General features: G+C 60.0%; 15 protein-coding genes and 1 tRNA gene. 13 read left to right on the forward strand and 3 right to left on the reverse strand.

The window, feature by feature from the left end:
• Window positions 1-11: 11 nt before the first annotated feature.
• Window positions 12-3,665 (reverse strand): ATP-binding protein, encoded by a 3,654-nt coding sequence (locus tag AC13RE_RS13350; RefSeq protein WP_488563267.1) that lies wholly within the window; start codon window positions 3,663-3,665, stop codon window positions 12-14.
• A gap of 223 nt (window positions 3,666-3,888) precedes the next feature.
• Here AC13RE_RS13350 and AC13RE_RS13355 point away from each other — a divergent pair, with 223 nt between their 5' ends.
• On the forward strand, window positions 3,889-4,335 hold the full coding sequence (locus tag AC13RE_RS13355) for a phasin (RefSeq protein WP_015338867.1): 447 nt from the start codon (window positions 3,889-3,891) through the stop codon (window positions 4,333-4,335).
• A gap of 217 nt (window positions 4,336-4,552) precedes the next feature.
• A tRNA-His gene (locus AC13RE_RS13360) sits at window positions 4,553-4,629 on the forward strand.
• A gap of 52 nt (window positions 4,630-4,681) precedes the next feature.
• Here the strand turns inward: AC13RE_RS13360 and AC13RE_RS13365 are convergent.
• Window positions 4,682-4,828, reverse strand: a complete 147-nt coding sequence (locus tag AC13RE_RS13365) for a hypothetical protein (RefSeq protein WP_015338868.1) — start codon at window positions 4,826-4,828, stop codon at window positions 4,682-4,684.
• 184 nt (window positions 4,829-5,012) lie between these two features.
• Here AC13RE_RS13365 and AC13RE_RS13370 point away from each other — a divergent pair, with 184 nt between their 5' ends.
• Window positions 5,013-5,219: a hypothetical protein gene (locus tag AC13RE_RS13370; RefSeq protein WP_015338869.1), complete on the forward strand. Its 207-nt coding sequence runs from the start codon at window positions 5,013-5,015 to the stop codon at window positions 5,217-5,219.
• Window positions 5,220-5,258: 39 nt separating this feature from the next.
• On the opposite strand, the gene AC13RE_RS13375 is transcribed toward AC13RE_RS13370, so the two are convergent.
• Window positions 5,259-6,140, reverse strand: a complete 882-nt coding sequence (locus tag AC13RE_RS13375) for a LysR family transcriptional regulator (RefSeq protein ID WP_488563268.1) — start codon at window positions 6,138-6,140, stop codon at window positions 5,259-5,261.
• Between the two features lie 191 nt (window positions 6,141-6,331).
• On the opposite strand from AC13RE_RS13375, the gene AC13RE_RS13380 reads away from it, so the two are divergent.
• The 10 genes from AC13RE_RS13380 (at window position 6,332) to AC13RE_RS13425 (ending at window position 17,217) form a co-directional block, all read left to right on the forward strand.
• On the forward strand, window positions 6,332-7,828 hold the full coding sequence (locus AC13RE_RS13380) for a CoA-acylating methylmalonate-semialdehyde dehydrogenase (protein WP_488563269.1): 1,497 nt from the start codon (window positions 6,332-6,334) through the stop codon (window positions 7,826-7,828).
• Between the two features lie 146 nt (window positions 7,829-7,974).
• Entirely contained in the window at window positions 7,975-8,322 is a 348-nt protein-coding gene (locus AC13RE_RS13385; RefSeq protein ID WP_075855705.1) for a VOC family protein, read from the forward strand.
• A 228-nt stretch (window positions 8,323-8,550) separates the two neighbouring features.
• Window positions 8,551-9,618 (forward strand): YjgN family protein, encoded by a 1,068-nt coding sequence (locus AC13RE_RS13390; RefSeq protein ID WP_488563270.1) that lies wholly within the window; start codon window positions 8,551-8,553, stop codon window positions 9,616-9,618.
• Window positions 9,590-10,693 carry a M48 family metallopeptidase gene (locus AC13RE_RS13395; protein WP_488563271.1) on the forward strand — a complete coding sequence of 368 codons (1,104 nt, stop codon included), beginning with the start codon at window positions 9,590-9,592 and terminating at the stop codon, window positions 10,691-10,693. The genes AC13RE_RS13390 and AC13RE_RS13395 overlap by 29 nt, the downstream gene beginning before the upstream one ends.
• Before the next feature lie 119 nt (window positions 10,694-10,812).
• Entirely contained in the window at window positions 10,813-11,301 is a 489-nt protein-coding gene (gene rirA, locus AC13RE_RS13400; protein ID WP_132715878.1) for an iron-responsive transcriptional regulator RirA, read from the forward strand.
• 342 nt (window positions 11,302-11,643) lie between these two features.
• Window positions 11,644-13,239: an ABC transporter substrate-binding protein gene (locus tag AC13RE_RS13405; protein WP_488563272.1), complete on the forward strand. Its 1,596-nt coding sequence runs from the start codon at window positions 11,644-11,646 to the stop codon at window positions 13,237-13,239.
• An 89-nt stretch (window positions 13,240-13,328) separates the two neighbouring features.
• Entirely contained in the window at window positions 13,329-14,333 is a 1,005-nt protein-coding gene (locus AC13RE_RS13410) for an ABC transporter permease subunit (protein WP_488563273.1), read from the forward strand.
• A gap of 9 nt (window positions 14,334-14,342) precedes the next feature.
• On the forward strand, window positions 14,343-15,251 hold the full coding sequence (locus AC13RE_RS13415) for an ABC transporter permease subunit (protein ID WP_488563274.1): 909 nt from the start codon (window positions 14,343-14,345) through the stop codon (window positions 15,249-15,251).
• Window positions 15,251-16,267 (forward strand): ABC transporter ATP-binding protein, encoded by a 1,017-nt coding sequence (locus AC13RE_RS13420; protein ID WP_488485553.1) that lies wholly within the window; start codon window positions 15,251-15,253, stop codon window positions 16,265-16,267. Before AC13RE_RS13415 ends, AC13RE_RS13420 begins: the two co-directional genes overlap by 1 nt.
• Window positions 16,264-17,217, forward strand: a complete 954-nt coding sequence (locus tag AC13RE_RS13425) for a peptide ABC transporter ATP-binding protein (protein WP_488563275.1) — start codon at window positions 16,264-16,266, stop codon at window positions 17,215-17,217. Before AC13RE_RS13420 ends, AC13RE_RS13425 begins: the two co-directional genes overlap by 4 nt.
• Window positions 17,218-17,395: the final 178 nt, after the last annotated feature.

Here is a 17,395-nt window from a genome sequence, read left to right on the forward strand (position 1 = left end):
CCGAGATCATCTCAATTCGCCAATACCCGTGGCGAGGGGAAGGTGATCTCGACCAGCGTGCCTTCGTTCGGAGCCGAGTTGATCGAGAAAGTCGCCCGGTTGGCGTCGACCATCGCCTTGGTCAGAGGCAGTCCCAGGCCCGTGCCATCGCCGCGCTTGCGGGAATTGGTGGACACCTGCCGGAAGGGCTTCATCGCCTGCTCCAGCTCCGAGCGCGTCATGCCGACGCCGGTATCGCGGATGCGCAGGACAACGCTGCCATTGCCCTCATACGCAGTCGACACGACGATCTGGCCGCCCGATGGCGTGAAGCGGATGGCATTCGAAAGGATGTTCAGCGCAATCTGCTTGATCGAGCGCAGGTCGGCGACGACATTCGGCACGGCTTGCGACAGAGCGGTGCGGATGATGACGCGCTGGCTGTTGGCTTGCGGCTGCACAAGCGACACCGCTTCGGTAATCGCTTCGTTCAGGCCGACCGAGGCGAAATCCAGGTCCATCTCGCCGGCTTCGATCTTCGAGATATCGAGAAGGTCGTTCACGATGTCGAGCACGTGGCGGCCGGAGCGGCCGATATCGGTGGCATATTCGATGTAGCGTGAGTGACCGATCGGCCCGAAGCGCTCGCCGGCCATCATGTCGGAAAAGCCGATGATGGCATTGAGCGGCGTGCGGATTTCATGGCTCACTCGGGCAAGGAAATCCGTCTTGTGGGCATTGGCGGTTTCCGCGGCGCGCTTGGCGTTGCGCAGCTCTTCTTCGGTGCGTTTCCATTGCGTGATGTCGCGGATGACGGCGCAATAGCCGTTCGACGAGTTCAGCCGGCCCATGGTCATGAACAGCGGCACGAAGCCGCCGGAGGCCTCGCGGCCGATCACCTCGCGGCCGTCGTTCAGCACACTGGCGACGCCATGGCCCGAAAGGCCGCCGAGATAATCGAGCACCGCCTTCTGGCTTTCATGCGCAAAAAGCATCACGAAAGGTTTGCCGCGGGTTTCCTGATCGTCGTAATTGAAGAGGGCGCTTGCCGAGCGGTTCATCGAGCGGATCTCACCGTCCTGGCCGATGATGATTACGCCGTCGGTTGCCGTTTCCAGCGTCGAGCGCAGCTCCTCGATCTCCACCTGCAACTTGGCGACCTTTTCGAGGATGCGTTCCGGGCGGGCTTCTTCAGGAATTGGCTGTGGCGGCGGTGCGGGCGGCTCGCTTTTTTCCACCGGCATCAACGCCAACATCAAGGCTGTGCCGTCTTCCCACCGGATCGACTGCAGCCGGGCCGTCACCGGCACCAGCGCATCGTCGGCGCGCACCACCATCATCGCGCCGGGCTGCTCGGTCTTGCCTTCCAGGTCATTGCGCTGCAGCAGCGCATCCAACCCGCCGACCTGTTCGAGTTCATCGAGGCTGTCATAGCCGGTCAGCCGTAGGAATTCCGGATTGCCGTGGATCAGGCGGTCACCGGCGTGGATGAGGATCGCGAGCGGCAGCTGGTCGACGATGTCGGACGACAGGCCCGTGCGCATCTTCACGCGTGACGGAATGGCGTTGTTCAGGACATCGAGGGGGTCGAAATCTTCCTCCGGCTCGGCTGCTGCCGGCGCAACTTCGGTGGTGGCCTCGTCAGCCGTTTTCGGGCTGTTATCATCCGCCGCTTCAATGAACGTCACGACCGGCGGCGATGCTTTTTCTTCTACACCTGGTATAGCCGGCTGCTGGTCGTCGACTTGGCCATTTTCACCGCCCGTTTCGGAGGTCTCGGAAAGGATCTCGTCTGCCGCATTCGGTTGCGGCGGGGTGTCGGTACCGTCCTCATGCGGTTCGTCACCGGGCTGCTCCCCAGACGGTTCCGCGCGTTTGCCCAGAGGTTCAAGCTGGCGGGCTATTTCGCGGAAGGCTGCCTGTTCGCTGAGTGAAAGGCCGGTTTGCGCCAATGTCCGGCGCTCATGCAGGCGAACGACCTTGTCCGACTCTCGACGGTTCGGCGTCTCGGAAATTCGCAGGGCGGGCGGTTCGTAAGTGGGAGCCAGGTCGGCTTCCACGCTATCCTGAGCGGAGCTCTCTATTTCTTCTGTCGTCGGAGGGGTTTCAACTTCGGGGGCGAGAGACTCGTTCGATACCGCCTCTGCTTCCAGGGGCATTTCGGCATCGGTCGCAGCGTCGTCAGCCACCTGCGTGCTGAGAGCCATGCCGCGCTTCATCGGATCTTCGACGGCATCCGCCAGGCGGACGACGCCAAAGCCCCTGAAGCCATCGAATTCGCGGCTGCGCGTATAGGTCGGCAGGGCGGCAAGGTCGACCGGCACGGTCAGGCTCGTCCCTTCCACCGGCCAGTAGATCGTGCGGCCGGACCATGTGTCGCGCCGCGCCAATAGTTCCGCGATCTTGCCGTCCGGATCGAGATTGAAACGGCGGGCCACATCGACAAACGCCGTGCCGGCTATCTGGGCGGCATGCGGCCCCACCGCATCGGCAAATTCGCGCGAAACCTCGCTGAAATGGCCGGCGGCATCGATCTTCCAGACGAAACGGGTGGCGCGTCCGTTGCGCTTGAAATTGAAGCCTTGTGCGGGCGTGTTTTCGGTATCTGCATGGGCTTCCCGCGAAGACGGCTCTGCAGCTGCCGTCGCCTCTGCGGCAGCATTGTCTCCGCCGTCCTTCACGGTTTCCGGCTGATGCTCATCGGCGTGAGCTTCGGTTTCGGCCATTGCGTCGGTCGCGATATCCGCATCGGCAGCCGCTTCCGTTCCGGCTTCGCTCGAGCTTCCGGCGGCCGGGGCCACCTCCTGTTGCTCGTCCTCGCGATATTCCGGTGTCTCGTCCAGTTCCTCGATCTCAGCCACCGCATCGATGATGTCGCCGAAGGGTGCGGCGGGCGCGGGCTTCGGCTCCTCATCCGGCACTGCTGCCTCGAGCTCCTTGCGGGTTTCCTCCGCCTGCGGTTCGCTGGCCGCAGCGGAGCGGCCTTCGTCGGCAAGGCTTTCCGTCGGGTCGAGATGGCCAAGCACCGTTTCGACGACGAACAGCAGGTGTAGGGCCGGGATTTCGGAGAGCTTGCCGATGGCGGCGGGCAGATAACCACGCCCGGTCGGGATCGGTCGCTTGATCAGCCGATCCGACTGTGCGCCGGCCATGGTCGTCATCATCCGCGCGGTCTGCGGCGTTACGCCAAGCGTCCTGAAGCCGGCTGAGGCGGTAACGATCTCGCCATCGCGGCCGATGACGGCCATATGGGTATCGGGATCGTCGAACCCATCGATCATGCGCTTGGCGCATTCGGCTGATGTGAGCGGCTTTGAGGAGACCGGAGAGGAGAACAGCACCGCTTCTTCGCCGGCCTGGATGCGGATGAGTTCGACAGCCGCATTGACGACGGCCCGCTGGAAGCCTGAAGCCATGCGGATCAGAAATGTGCGCTGGTCGCCGACCGCACCGAGGCCACGCGCGGTCGCCTCGATCTGGCGAAACGAGATGTCGCCGGACTTCGGTCCCTGCTCGAGGAAATCGTAAATGATATTATAGCCGAAAAGGTTGGCGCCGGCGGCGTTTGCCCATAGCACGCGGTCCATGCCGGTCGAGAACATGACCATGGCTTCACCGCGCGCGAAACGCTCCCGAACGCGCGGATGCACGGCAATGTCAATGAACGGATATTGAATTGCGGGCATTTTCCAACCTGTTTTGCGGGCGTAACCGCCTCTCGTGATTTAACGGTTTATTAATAACGGCACCCCGCTTTTCGGTCCAGCGAACGGTCCATTTTTCGGCCGGAAAGGTTAACGCCTTGTGCGGCGCACAATTATGTTGCACTGCACAATAATTTATATTATATACTCCTCACACAGGTTCACGGCGGCCCACCTCAAAGAGGGCCCTTTTAGGAGCGTAATCATGGCTACTGTAAAGAAAGACGACGTTTTTTCAACGGCGGCATTCGACCCGTCCAAGTTCTCCGAATCCTTCCGCGACTTCGCGGAAAAGGGCGCTGCCCAGTCCAAGGAAGCCTTTGCAAAGCTAAAGGCCGCCACCGAAGAGGCAGGCAAGACGGTTGAAGCAACCGTTCAGACTGCACAGGCTGGTTCCGTAGAAATCGGCCTCAAGGCTATCGACGTTCTGCGCACCAATGCTGAAAGCTCGCTGGCTCACATGGAAGCCCTGCTTCGCGTCAAGTCAGCTGCGGAACTCTTCGAACTTCAGACCGCTTTCATCCGCAAGCAGGCCGAAGTTACCGTCGAGCAGGCCAAGTCCATTCAGGACACCACCAAGAAGGTTGCTGAAAAGCTGGCAAAGCCGGCCAAGGACGCCGCTGAAAAGGCAATGGCCTCCTTCAAGGCCTAATCATTTCTGACAAGCCTCCCAAGGCACGAATGTCCCGTTCCCAGGTAAAAGCCTGGGGCGGGACTTTTCATTTGCAGCAGAAGCCGGCCTGGCCGGTATCTGGCCGCGTATCATCATTTGGATATCTGCAAAGCTTTTTCATATTGCGGGGAGATAGGACTTGAAATAATTTCAAAGTCCTCGTATGTCACCCCCGTTCGCGGCGACGCGAGCAAGTGCGGTTGTAGCTCAGTTGGTTAGAGCGCAGGTTTGTGGCACCTGAGGTCGGAGGTTCGAGACCCCCCAACCGTACCATTTTCTCCCCGGTTCGTTCGTAGAAGATGCCGACGCCTTTGGCCTGGCGGGCCTACTTCTTGTCTTCAGGCTTCTTCGAGACATGGCCGGGCGATATCGGATCGCTTGCCGGAAAAGTCTCCTCCAGCGCTTCCTCCAGATAATCGTCCTGTTCCTTGTGTTCCTTCTCGTCCAGTTTCTGCTGCTTCTTGTCGCTCATCGTCCTGGCTCCTGATCTCTCCGCGAAAATACTAGGCTTCATCCGGCCTTTGTCCAGCAGCAAGGCGTGAGGGTGGCGAACCGCGCCTCTATCGCAAACGCTGCCCGCATCCCCAAATTATCTTGGAACCGTCGGCATCGCTCATCGTTGTGTCCATATCGGCAAGCAGACGAAAGGAGCGGGCATGTCTGTACCGAACGAGCCTATTCCCGATACGCCTCCGATGCCGGAGCCAGGCTGGGCGCCGAAGCCGCCGATTGGAGAGCCGGAGCCGGACAGGTTGCCGGATGAAGCTCCCGTGCCCAACCCCGACGAGAACGAGGAGCCGCCGAAGCATGCGGAAGCTCAACCGCCGCATGCGCCATCATGGTGGTGCAGCTTGATGCCGTGACCATTACCTTCGAGTCGGAGGCGCCTCCATCGGCGTTATTCACAGGAAGATCCGCCGCTCCTCGCTCACCAGTTCCTGCAAAAAGTCGGCAACAGTGCGCACACGCACGAGATCGCGAGCGCTCTCATGATAGGTCGTCCAGTAGGCACGCTTGATGGAGACATCCGGCAGAATGCGGGTGAGCTCCGGAAACTGCCTTGCGATATAATCATGCAGAATACCGACGCCTGCGCCAGAACGCACTGCTTCCGTCTGGCCGATGGCCGTGGAGATCTCGAACGAGGCGTCCCAGCTGCGCATGATCTCACCGGAAAAATTGAGCGATGCCGTGAAGATCAGGTCTTCGACATAGCCGACGCGCGGATGCAGCTTCAGCGCCTCGATGCTGTCGGGCAATCCCGCCTGTTCCAGATAGGCTTTCGAGGCATAGAGCCCGAGCGTGTAATCCGTGAGCTTGGAGGAGACCAGGCGACCTTGCTCCGGCCGTTCCAACGTGATGGCGATATCGGCCTCGCGCTGCGACAGCGAGAAGGAGCGGGGAACGGGCACGAGCTGGATGCGCAGCTCCGGATAGCGGGCGATCAGTCGCCCGAGCCGCGGCGCGAGAAAGGAAACCCCGAAGCCGTCGGGCGCGCCGATACGAACCGTGCCTGTGATCGCGCTGTCGAGGTGACCGACGCTTGCCTGCGCGCGCAGCATCTCCGTTTCCATGCGCTCTGCCGCGTGAAGGAAGATCTCTCCTTCCGCCGTCAGGTCGCAGCCATTGGTGCGGCGCACGAGCAGCCGCGTCTTCAGCCGTTCCTCCAGCGTCGTCACGCGGCGGGAGAGGGTGGCGTGGTTGACGCCCAGCCGTTTCGAAGCGGCCAGGATCTGCCCGGTGCGCGCCACGGCGAGAAACATGCGGACATCATCCCAATCCACCAGCATATCCTCTCTTGCACTTTAAATCCCTGTGGTCTTCCGCATGTCGTTATCGCAAAAACCGCCATACACCTTTGCGGGCATGCTTTCGGACTTCAATTTTTGCACAACGGTTGCTTATAGCAGCTCATTGATTTGTGCAAATTGAAGTGCCATCCTGTCAGCATCCAAGAAAACGAGGAGGCACATCCATGCGTGAGATCGGTCATTTCATCGGCGGCAAGCACGTCGCCGGCACGAGCGGACGCACGAGCAACGTCTATAATCCGGCAACCGGCGAAGTGCAGGCAACCGTCGCGCTCGCGAGCGTCGACGAACTGCGCGCAGCCGTCGAAAATGCCAAGGCTGCGCAGCCGAAATGGGCCGCCACCAACCCGCAGCGCCGCGCCCGCGTTTTCTTCAAGTTCGTCGAACTGCTGAACCAGAACATGGATGAGCTGGCGACCCTGCTCTCTTCGGAGCACGGCAAGACGGTCGAGGATTCCAAGGGCGATATCATCCGCGGCCTCGAAGTCTGCGAATTTGTCTGCGGCATTCCGCATCTGCAGAAGGGTGAGTTCACCGAAGGCGCTGGCCCAGCGATCGACATGTACTCCATCCGCCAGCCGGTCGGTGTCGGCGCCGGCATCACGCCGTTCAACTTCCCAGGCATGATCCCGATGTGGATGTTCGCGCCGGCGATCGCGTGCGGCAACGCCTTCATCCTGAAGCCGTCAGAGCGCGATCCGTCGTTGCCGATCCGCCTTGCCGAACTCATGATCGAAGCCGGCCTGCCGGCAGGCATCCTCAACGTGGTCAATGGCGACAAGGCTGCCGTCGATGCCATCCTGACGGATCCGGATATCGCTGCCGTTTCCTTCGTCGGCTCCACGCCGATCGCCCGCTACGTCTATGGCACGGCCGCCATGAACGGCAAGCGCGCTCAGTGCTTCGGCGGCGCCAAGAACCACATGATCATCATGCCTGACGCCGATATGGACCAGGCCGTCAACGCCCTGATGGGCGCCGGCTACGGCTCGGCCGGCGAGCGTTGCATGGCGGTATCGGTCGCGGTTCCGGTCGGCGAGGAGACGGCCAACCGTCTCGTCGAAAAGCTGGTTCCGAAGATCGAATCCCTGCGCATCGGCCCCTATACCGATGAGAAGGCCGACATGGGCCCGCTCGTCACCAAGGATGCCTATAACCGCGTCAACGGCCTGATCGACCGTGGCGTCGAAGAAGGCGCCAAGCTGGTCGTCGATGGCCGCGGCTTCAAGCTGCAGGGTTATGAAGACGGCTATTTCGTCGGCGGCACGCTGTTCGATCACGTTAAGCCAGAGATGGACATCTACAAGACCGAGATCTTCGGGCCGGTTCTGTCGGTCGTTCGCGCCAAGAACTACGAGGACGCCCTCGACCTGCCGATGAAGCACGAATACGGCAACGGCGTCGCCATCTACACCCGTGACGGCGATGCAGCTCGCGATTTCGCTTCGCGCATCAATATCGGCATGATCGGCATCAACGTTCCGATCCCGGTTCCGCTCGCCTACCACTCTTTCGGCGGCTGGAAGGCTTCGAGCTTCGGTGACCTCAACCAGCACGGCACGGACTCCATCAAGTTCTGGACGCGCACGAAGACGATCACCGCGCGCTGGCCGTCCGGTATCAAGGATGGCGCCGAATTCGTCATGCCGACGATGAAATAAGCACCGCAATCATTGGCTTCCATCGGCCGTCGTCCGGAATTTTTTCGGACGGCGGCTTTTTTATTGCGTTTGTTTTCGATGGAGTCATCTTGTCAGGGCCGCTGTTTTCATTTAGAACAAAACAAGAACAACGGGAGGGCCGCGCGATGGCCGTGACCTATCAGATCGACTATCTCGAATTTCCGTCGAAAGACGGCCTGAAGACCCGCCGCTTCTTCGAGGAAGCCTTCGACTGGAGTTTTGTCAGCTATGGACCGACTTACCATGTCATCGAGGCGGCCGGAATAGATGCCGGCATAGACGGGGACGCGGGGGAGGCGGCCGGCACGCCTTTGCCCGTCGTGCGCACCACCGATCTGGAAGCTGCTCAGCGTGCCGTCGAATTCGCCGGCGGCGTCATCACCCGCCCGGCTTTCGATTTTCCGGGCGGTCGTCGGTTCCATTTCCGCGAACCGGGCGGCTGCGAAATGGCGGTCTGGGTGTCTGCGCCATAAGTGAATTCGCGCCGTTGTGGCATTAAGGTTGCAGTCTTGTGGGCAAATTGCCCGCTCGCGCTTCAAGTGGGGTAAGCCTGTATTTTTTCGTTGATTGACGGTCGTTTTCCTGATCTCAAATGCAATGTTAAGGCGAGTGACGTGTCACGCAACACGTCGCCTACCGTCTGGTGCTTACTGGGAGCGCCCGTGGGAACGCTCGTCCTCTTGTGGGTAGGGGAACATAGCATGGCAGTTGTTGAGCAGAGCTATCCGTTGGGCGGAAGGCCCTTTTTCCAAAGGGCTTCCTTTACGGGCAACGCCTCCGAATATTTCGGCATCTGGATCGTCAATATTCTGCTGACGATCGTTACGCTGGGTATTTATTCAGCCTGGGCAAAGGTCCGCCGGAACCGGTATTTCTATGGGAATACGGTCATTATGGACCACAGTTTCGAATATCACGCCAAGGGCAAGCAGATATTGATCGGCCGGCTGATCGTGTTCGGCGTTTTCTTCGTGTTGAATGTACTTTCGCATGTTGCGCCGCTGGCAGTTTTGGTGATCTGGCCCGTCTTGCTGGTGGTATTCCCATGGTTCCTCATGCGCGGCCTTCGGTTCAATGCGCGGGTCACGAGCTATCGCAATGTGCGCTTCGATTTCGTCGGGACCTATGGCGGCGCATTCAAGGCAATCTTCCTCGGCGCCCTGGTAACGATTGTATCGTTTGGGCTACTGTCCCCGATCGCAAGCCGCTGGTTCTATAAATATATCTTCGAAAATCTGCGCTATGGTGATCGGCCGTTCTCGACCGAACCGCGATTGGGCGCGCTCTACCAGGCCCTCGTCACCGTAATCGCGATTATGATCGTAAGCATCGTGATATTAGGAGTTGTCAGCGCTTTCGCGATCGGTTTCAGCAGCAACTCGATGGGACCGGAAATGGGCAGCCTCAGCCTGTGGCATTGGATGATTGTGCTTATTTTCCCGATTTACCTATTCGCTGGTCTTTATTACCGCGCGACGGTGCGCAACATCGTCTGGTCGGCCGCAACGGTCGATCATCGTCATGAGCTCAGAAGCGACCTCGGTCGCCGGAGCTATGCATGGATTGCAATTTCGAATGTCGTTGTCACCCTGGTAACTCTCGGATTGATGCGCCCCTGGGCGGCGGTGCGCATGCAGCGCTTCTTGGCGGAGCATACGGCGATCAGTATCGATGGCGAAATCGGCGTCGTGTTCGACCAGATCCGCTCGACCGGCAACGCGATCAGCGCGGAATATCTCGATGTCGATGGATTCGACTTTGGCTTCTGATCCGCAGACGATCGCGACGGGTGTCTGGCATCCGCCGCATTCCAGCCGGGAGGTTCCGTCCCGGCTGATGGATATCGGCGGGTCCCTTATCGTGCTCTCGTCTGAAGAGAATGAGGAAGGCAAGCGGCTCGCCTGGGGCATCCGCTCGGATATCGAGGTCAGCCCGCGCGTCGGCTCCATCCCGCGTCGCGTTATGTTCGGAAATGAATCGGTTTTTGAAACCCGCGATAACGACGCTGTCGATGCTTACCTGCGAAGCCGCGGCGAGGGACGCAGTGGTTTCATTCATGGGCTTGAGATCGTTCGTCCCCGTCTGATCGCCTTTGCTCTCGCGACGATCGTCCTTGCTTCGGCCATCTATCGCTATGCCCTGCCGGTCTTGGTGGAGGTTGCGGTGCTGGTGACGCCGCCCGTGGTGCCGGAGATGATGTCCGCAGGGACGCTGAAGACATTGGACCAGGTGACCTTCGGCCCCAGCAAGCTGCCGACGGCACAGCAGACGGAAATTCGTAATGATTTCGCCATGATAGCCGCAAATGCGGAAGGTGGTGCCGGCCGTTACCATTTGAATTTCCGCGATGGCGGCCTCATCGGTCCAAACGCCTTCGCGCTGCCGGACGGAAACCTCGTTCTGACTGATCAACTGGTCGAACTTGCCGGCGGTGATAAGGAAGTGATTACCGCCGTGCTCGGCCATGAGATCGGTCACGTCGAATACAGGCACAGCCTGCGTCAGCTTTACCGTGCTGCGGGTGTTGCAGGTCTCGTGCTTTTGATAGCCGGTGACGTAGGGTCCGGCATTCAGGACCTATTGACGCAAGGCGGCGGCCTACTTGCGCTTTCCTATTCCCGCGAAGCGGAGGCACAGGCCGATCGCCGCTCCGTCGAGCTGATGCAGGCGGCGGGCATGGATCCGACGGCACTCTCACGGTTCTTCGAGATCCTTGAAACGAGGCTTGGCGATCATAGCAGTACCAGCATGCTCTCAACCCATCCGGGGACACCCGAGCGCAAGCAGGCGATCCTTGATTATGCCAGGGAGCTGAAGGAGAAGGGGAGAAAGCCGAAGGGGTGAAGGGCTTAGGCTTTCTAAATAAGCTGAATATGAATTTCATATTTTGGAATTGTTCAAAACTAAGAAAGCCACTATATACGGGGCCAGCCCCTAAGCAGCCTCGATTCCAGGAGATCGGCATGCGTTTGACCAAGCAGACCAATTACGCAGTGCGCATGCTCATGTATTGCGCCGCTAATGAAGGCCATCTGAGCCGAATTCCGGAAATCGCCAGGGCATACAGCGTATCTGAGCTGTTTCTCTTTAAGATTCTGCAGCCGTTGACCAAGGCTGGCCTTGTCGAAACGGTGCGTGGCCGCAATGGCGGCGTGCGCCTTGGCAAGCCGGCGACCGATATCAGCCTGTTCGATGTCGTCCGTGTTACCGAAGACAGTTTCGCCATGGCGGAATGCTTCGAGGATGGCGTGGTGGAATGCCCGTTGGTCGATAGCTGCGGTCTCAACTCGGCGTTGCGCAAGGCGCTCAATGCTTTCTTCGACGTTCTGACCGAATATTCCATCGACGACCTCGTCAAGGCGCGCCCGCAGATCAACTTCCTCCTCGGCCTTACCGACAAGGATCACAAGGCGATTGCGAAGAAGCCGGTGGCTGCAGCCCCGGCCGCCTGATCGGTCCTCTGAAATTCGAACATGTTTCAGTCCGCAGTTACCGCCGGTAGCTGCGGATTTTCGTTTGTATTGCCTCCTATCCGGGCAATAGGCGGTTGGCGGATTGGAAGAGGAAAACGGCAAATCGTTCTGAATCTGCTAAAAGCGTGCAAATTTTTGCCAGAAAATTACCAATTCAGAGGTTTTTTCGTCCAAAAATTTCCAAACTCTAGAAATTGGAAAAATTTTAGGCGGCGCTTGTTGCTTTCAAACTTAAAATAAAGTTCCATCGGCGCGATCCGAATAGGAACCTCTGGTGGTGTCCACGGCTTCAAAAGAATAACAAATCTGGGAAACGATATCATGAAAAAGATTTCTGTCCTGCTGGCAGTGACAGCCCTGGCTTCGGTCATGGCGACGTCCGCCTGGTCAAAAACGCTTGTCTATTGCTCGGAAAGCTCGCCGGAAGGTTTTGACCCGGGTCTCTACACCGGAGGCAATACTTTCGACGCCTCGTCGCGCACGGTCTATAGCCGCCTTGTCGAATTCAAGCATGGCAGCACCGAAATCGAGCCGGGCCTTGCCGAAAGCTGGACCGTGTCTCCGGACGGCAAGGAATACACCTTCAAGCTCCGCAAGGGCGTCAAGTTCCAGACCACCGACTTCTTCACGCCGACGCGCGACCTCAACGCTGATGACGTGATCTTCTCGATCAGCCGTCAGCTCGGCACGGACAGCCCCTGGGCGAAGTATGTCGCCGGCGGTACCTACGAATATGCCGATGGCATGGGCTTCCCGAAGCTCATCAAGTCGATTGACAAGGTTGACGATCTCACCGTCAAGTTCGTCCTTGACCGCCCGGAAGCTCCTTTCCTCGCCGACCTCGCTATGGACTTCGCCTCGATCCTGTCGAAGGAATATGCCGACAAGCTGCAGGCCGACAAGAAGATGGAGCAGCTGAACCAGCAGCCGCTCGGGACTGGCGCATTCACCTTCGTCGCCTATCAGCCGGATGCCGTCATCCGCTACAAGGCGAACGAAACCTACTTCAAGGGCAAGGAAAAGATCGACGATCTCGTCTTCGCGATCACGCCGGACGCCTCCGTTCGTGCGCAGAAGCTGAAGTCCGGTGAGTGCAACATCATGCCCTACCCGAACGCGGCCGATATCAAGGATCTGAAGGCCGACAAGAACCTCAAGGTGCTCGATCAGGCAGGCCTGAACGTTTCCTACCTCGCCTACAACACGCTGGTTGCTCCGTTCGACAAGGTCGAAGTACGCAAGGCCATCAACATGGCTGTCAACAAGCAGGCCATCGTCGATGCCGTTTTCCAGGGTTCTGCCAAGGTTGCGACCAACCCGATCCCGCCGACCATGTGGTCCTACAACAAGGACATCAAGGACGACGCGTTCAATCCGGAAGAAGCCAAGAAGCTGCTCGAAAAGGCCGGCGTCAAGGATCTCAGCATGAAGATCTGGGCGATGCCCGTGTCGCGTCCCTACATGCTGAACGCTCGCCGTGCTGCCGAACTCATGCAGGCGGACCTCGCCAAGATCGGCGTCAAGGTCGAGATCGTCACCTATGACTGGGCGCAGTACCTGAAGCTCTCCTCCGCCAAGGACCGCGATGGCGCGGCCATCCTTGGCTGGACCGGCGACAACGGCGACCCGGACAACTTCCTTGACACGCTGCTCGGCTGCGACGCTGTCGGCGGCAATAACCGCGCACAGTGGTGCAACAAGGAATTCGACGGTCTGGTGAAGAAGGCCAAGCAGACGGCTGACGTCAAGGAGCGCACCAAGCTCTACGAAGAGGCTCAGGTCGTCTTCAAGCGCGAAGCACCGTGGATGACGATCGATCACTCGGAAGTCTTCATGCCGATGACGAAGAATGTCACGGGCTACTTCCAGGATCCGCTCGGTATTCATCGCTTCGACGGCGTCGATATCGCCGAATAACGAAAAATCTGTGAGAATGCCCGGCTAGGATCGGGCGATCCGGCGGTCAGACACTCTGTCTGACCGCCGGAAAAATTTGGACATCTGCCATGTTGCGATTTCTTTTCAGCCGGCTAGCGGTGCTGATCCCGACATTTCTCGGCGTATCGATCGTCGCCTTCTCCTTCATCCGCCTGCTTCCCGGCGATCCTGTCATGCTGCTGTCGGGCGAACGCGTCATGTCGCCGGAACGCCATGCGCAGATCTCGCACGATCTCGGCTACGACCAGCCGATGGTCGTGCAGTACGGCCGATATATCTGGAATGCCCTTCATGGCGATCTCGGCACCTCGATCACGACAAAGCGTGACGTGCTGACCGACTTTTTGACCTTCTTCCCGGCCACGCTCGAGCTGTCGATCTGTGCCATGATCCTCGCGATCTGTCTTGGCATACCGGCCGGTGTTTTCGCCGCCGTGAAGCGGGGCACATGGTTCGACCAGAGCGTCATGGGCGTCGCCCTCGTCGGCTATTCCATGCCGATCTTTTGGTGGGGCCTGCTGCTTATCATCGTCTTCAACGGCTATCTGCACTGGACGCCGGTTTCGGGCCGTATCGGGCTCATCTATTTCTTCAAGCCGATCACCGGCTTCATGCTGATCGACAGCCTGCTGTCCGGCCAGAAGGGCGCCTTCTGGTCCGCTTTCAATTCGCTGATCCTGCCGACCGTCGTACTTGGCACGATCCCGCTCGCCGTCATCGCCCGCCAGACGCGCTCGGCGATGCTCGAAGTGCTCGGCGAAGATTACGTGCGCACGGCCCGCTCCAAGGGCCTCTCGCCGCTGCGCGTCGTTTCCGTGCACGCATTGCGCAATGCGATGATCCCCGTCGTCACCACGATCGGCCTGCAGGTCGGCGTGCTGCTCGGCGGCGCCATCCTGACGGAAAGCATCTTCTCCTGGCCGGGTATCGGCAAATGGATGATCGATGCGGTCTTCAAGCGCGACTATCCGGTGGTGCAGGGCGGCCTGTTGCTGATCGCCGGCATCGTCATGCTCGTCAATCTCGTCGTCGACCTGCTCTACGGCTTCGTCAATCCACGCATTCGTCACTAGGAGCGGCCCATGAGCACGGTTAGCGTCAAAACGGTTAGTGTCAAATCCGACCGTCCTTCCGCTCTTGCGGAGTTCTGGTATTATTTCTCTCGCAACAAGGGCGCCGTCATCGGCCTTGCGATCTTCCTTTTCGTCCTGTTTCTGGCGATCTTCGCTAGTCTCGTAGCGCCGCATAATCCCGATATTGCCTATGGCAGCGACATGCAGCGCCTGCCGCCAGCCTGGGCGGAGGGCAGCAACAGCAGTTTCCTGCTCGGCACCGATGCCAACGGACGCGATCTCCTGTCGCGCCTCATCTACGGCACGCGCTTCTCGCTGTTCATCGGCCTTGTCGTTGCCTCGCTTTCGGCACTTGCTGGCATCCTGATCGGTCTCGTCGCCGGCTATGTGCGTGGCCGTGTCGATACGATCATCATGCGCATCATGGATATCATTCTCGCTGTCCCCTCGTTGCTGCTCGCCCTGGTGCTGGTGGCAATCCTTGGGCCGGGCCTGACCAATGCGATGATCGCGATCTCCATTGTCAACCAACCGCACTTTGTTCGCCTGACGCGCGCCTCCGTCATGGCCGAGCGCGACAAGGAATATGTTATCGCCTCGCGCGTTGCCGGCGCCGGTCCGCTGCGGCTGATGTTCAAGACGATCCTGCCTAACTGCCTCGGTCCGCTGATCGTGCAGGCAACGCTCGCCTTCTCGTCGGCCATTCTCGATGCGGCTGCTCTCGGCTTCCTCGGCCAGGGCGCTCAGCCGCCGACGCCGGAATGGGGCACGATGCTCGCCGACTCCCGTGAATTCTTCCAGAGCAACCCTTGGCTCGTTACTTTCCCCGGTCTCTGCATCCTGATCACGGTGCTCGCCATCAATCTGATGGGCGACGGCCTGCGCGATGCGTTCGACCCGAAGCTGAAGAGGTCGTAATGGCACTTCTCGATATTGAAAACCTCTCCGTCGAGTTCCAGACCTCGTCCGGCTTGTTCCGGGCCGTCGATGGCGTCTCGCTGACGTGCGACAAAGGAGAAATCCTGTCGATCGTCGGCGAATCCGGTTCCGGCAAATCCGTATCCATGCTTGCCATGATGGGCCTTCTGCCCTGGACGGCGAAGATCACCGCCGACCGCATGATGTTCGACGGCAAGGACCTGCGCGGTATCTCCTCGCGTCAGCGCCGCAAGATCATCGGCAAGGACATGGCGATGATCTTCCAGGAGCCGATGTCGAGCCTCAACCCGTGCTTCACGGTCGGCTTTCAGCTCGGCGAGACGCTCCGCATCCATATGGGCCTCGACCGCAAGGCGCGCCGCGAACGCGCGATCGAGCTCTTGAATCTCGTCGGCATTCCAGCCCCTGCGGATCGCCTGTCGAACTTCCCGCATCAGATGTCCGGCGGCATGAGCCAGCGCGTCATGATCGCCATGGCGCTTGCCTGCAATCCGAAGCTTCTGATTGCCGATGAGCCCACGACCGCCCTCGACGTGACGATCCAGGCGCAGATCCTCGACCTGCTCGTGCGCCTTCAGCGAGAGCAGGGCATGGCGCTCGTGCTCATCACGCATGACATGGGCGTCGTCGCCGAAACGGCAGAGCGCGTGCAGGTGCAATATGCCGGCCAGAAGGTCGAGGAGCAGCCGGTCAAGGAACTGTTCCGCGATCCGCATCATCCCTATACCGCAGCCCTTCTTTCGGCTCTGCCGGAGCGCGCCGAGGTCGGCGAACGCCTGCCGTCGATTGCCGGCGTCGTTCCTGGTCAGCACGATCGGCCGACGGGCTGTCTCTTTGCGCCGCGCTGCTCCTTTGCAACGCCGGAATGCGACAAGGGCGTGAGGCGTCAGGGGCCTGAACTGGGCGTAGCCCTATGCAATTATCCGCTGGAACATGGCAAGCCGCTCGGTCACCCCGGCATTGCCGCCACGCAAAAAGCAGGAGGTGCCGCATGACCAGCGCTGTTCTCGAAGGGCGCGATCTCGCCCGTTTCTACACCGTCAAGCGCGGCACCTTCAAACCGGAAGCGACCGTCAAGGCGCTGAACGGCGTCAGCTTCAGCCTGCAGTCGGGCCGCACGCTCGCTGTCGTCGGCGAATCCGGATGCGGTAAGTCGACGCTCGCTCGCCTCGTGACGATGATCGAAAATCCGACGGCCGGCGAATTGCTGATCGACGGCAAGCCCGCCAAGCTCGGCGACCGCAGCCTGCGCAGTGCCGTGCAGATCGTGTTTCAGAACCCCTATGGCTCGCTGAACCCGCGCCAGAAGGTCGGCTCCATCCTGGAAGAGCCGCTGAAGATCAACACGGATGATGATGCCGCCACCCGACGCCGCAAGGTGGAGGAGATGATGGCACGCGTCGGTCTGCGCCCTGAGCATTATGATCGTTACCCGCATATGTTCTCGGGCGGCCAGCGCCAGCGCATCGCGATCGCGCGTGCCTTGATGCTGCGGCCGAAGGTGCTGGTGCTCGATGAGCCGGTGTCCGCACTCGATCTGTCGATCCAGGCGCAGGTCCTGAACTTGCTAATGGATCTGCAGAAGGAGATGGGCCTTGCCTACCTCTTCATCTCGCATGGCCTTTCCGTCGTCCGTCACATCGCCGACGACGTGATGGTTATGTATCTCGGACGCCCGGTGGAAACCGGCACGGCGGACGAGGTCTTCAGCCGGCCGCGCCATCCCTATACTGCGGCCCTTCTGTCGGCGACGCCGATCGCCGATCCGGATCGCGAAAAGAACCGCATCCGCCTCCAGGGCGAACTGCCGTCGCCGCTCAATCCGCCGAAGGGCTGCCACTTCAATCCGCGCTGCTGGCGTGCCCAGGACAAGTGCCGGCAGGTTGAACCGGAACTGGCGGGCGACGGAACGCATAAATTTTCCTGTTTCTTTCCGCTGGATTGATCCAAGTTGTGAGTCGGGCAGATGTCGCTTTGCCGCGCCTTTCTGCCTGGCCCCTCACCCCAGCCCTCTCCCGCATGCGGGGAGAGGGGGCCGGCCTCGCGCAGAATTGGCTCTGTCCTAACCCTGGACGCCGATTGGCATGCTGGGTCGTTCCCTCGCCCGTTTACGGGGAGAGGGT

Source organism: Martinezella sp. CNPSo 3959 (assembly GCF_057784355.1).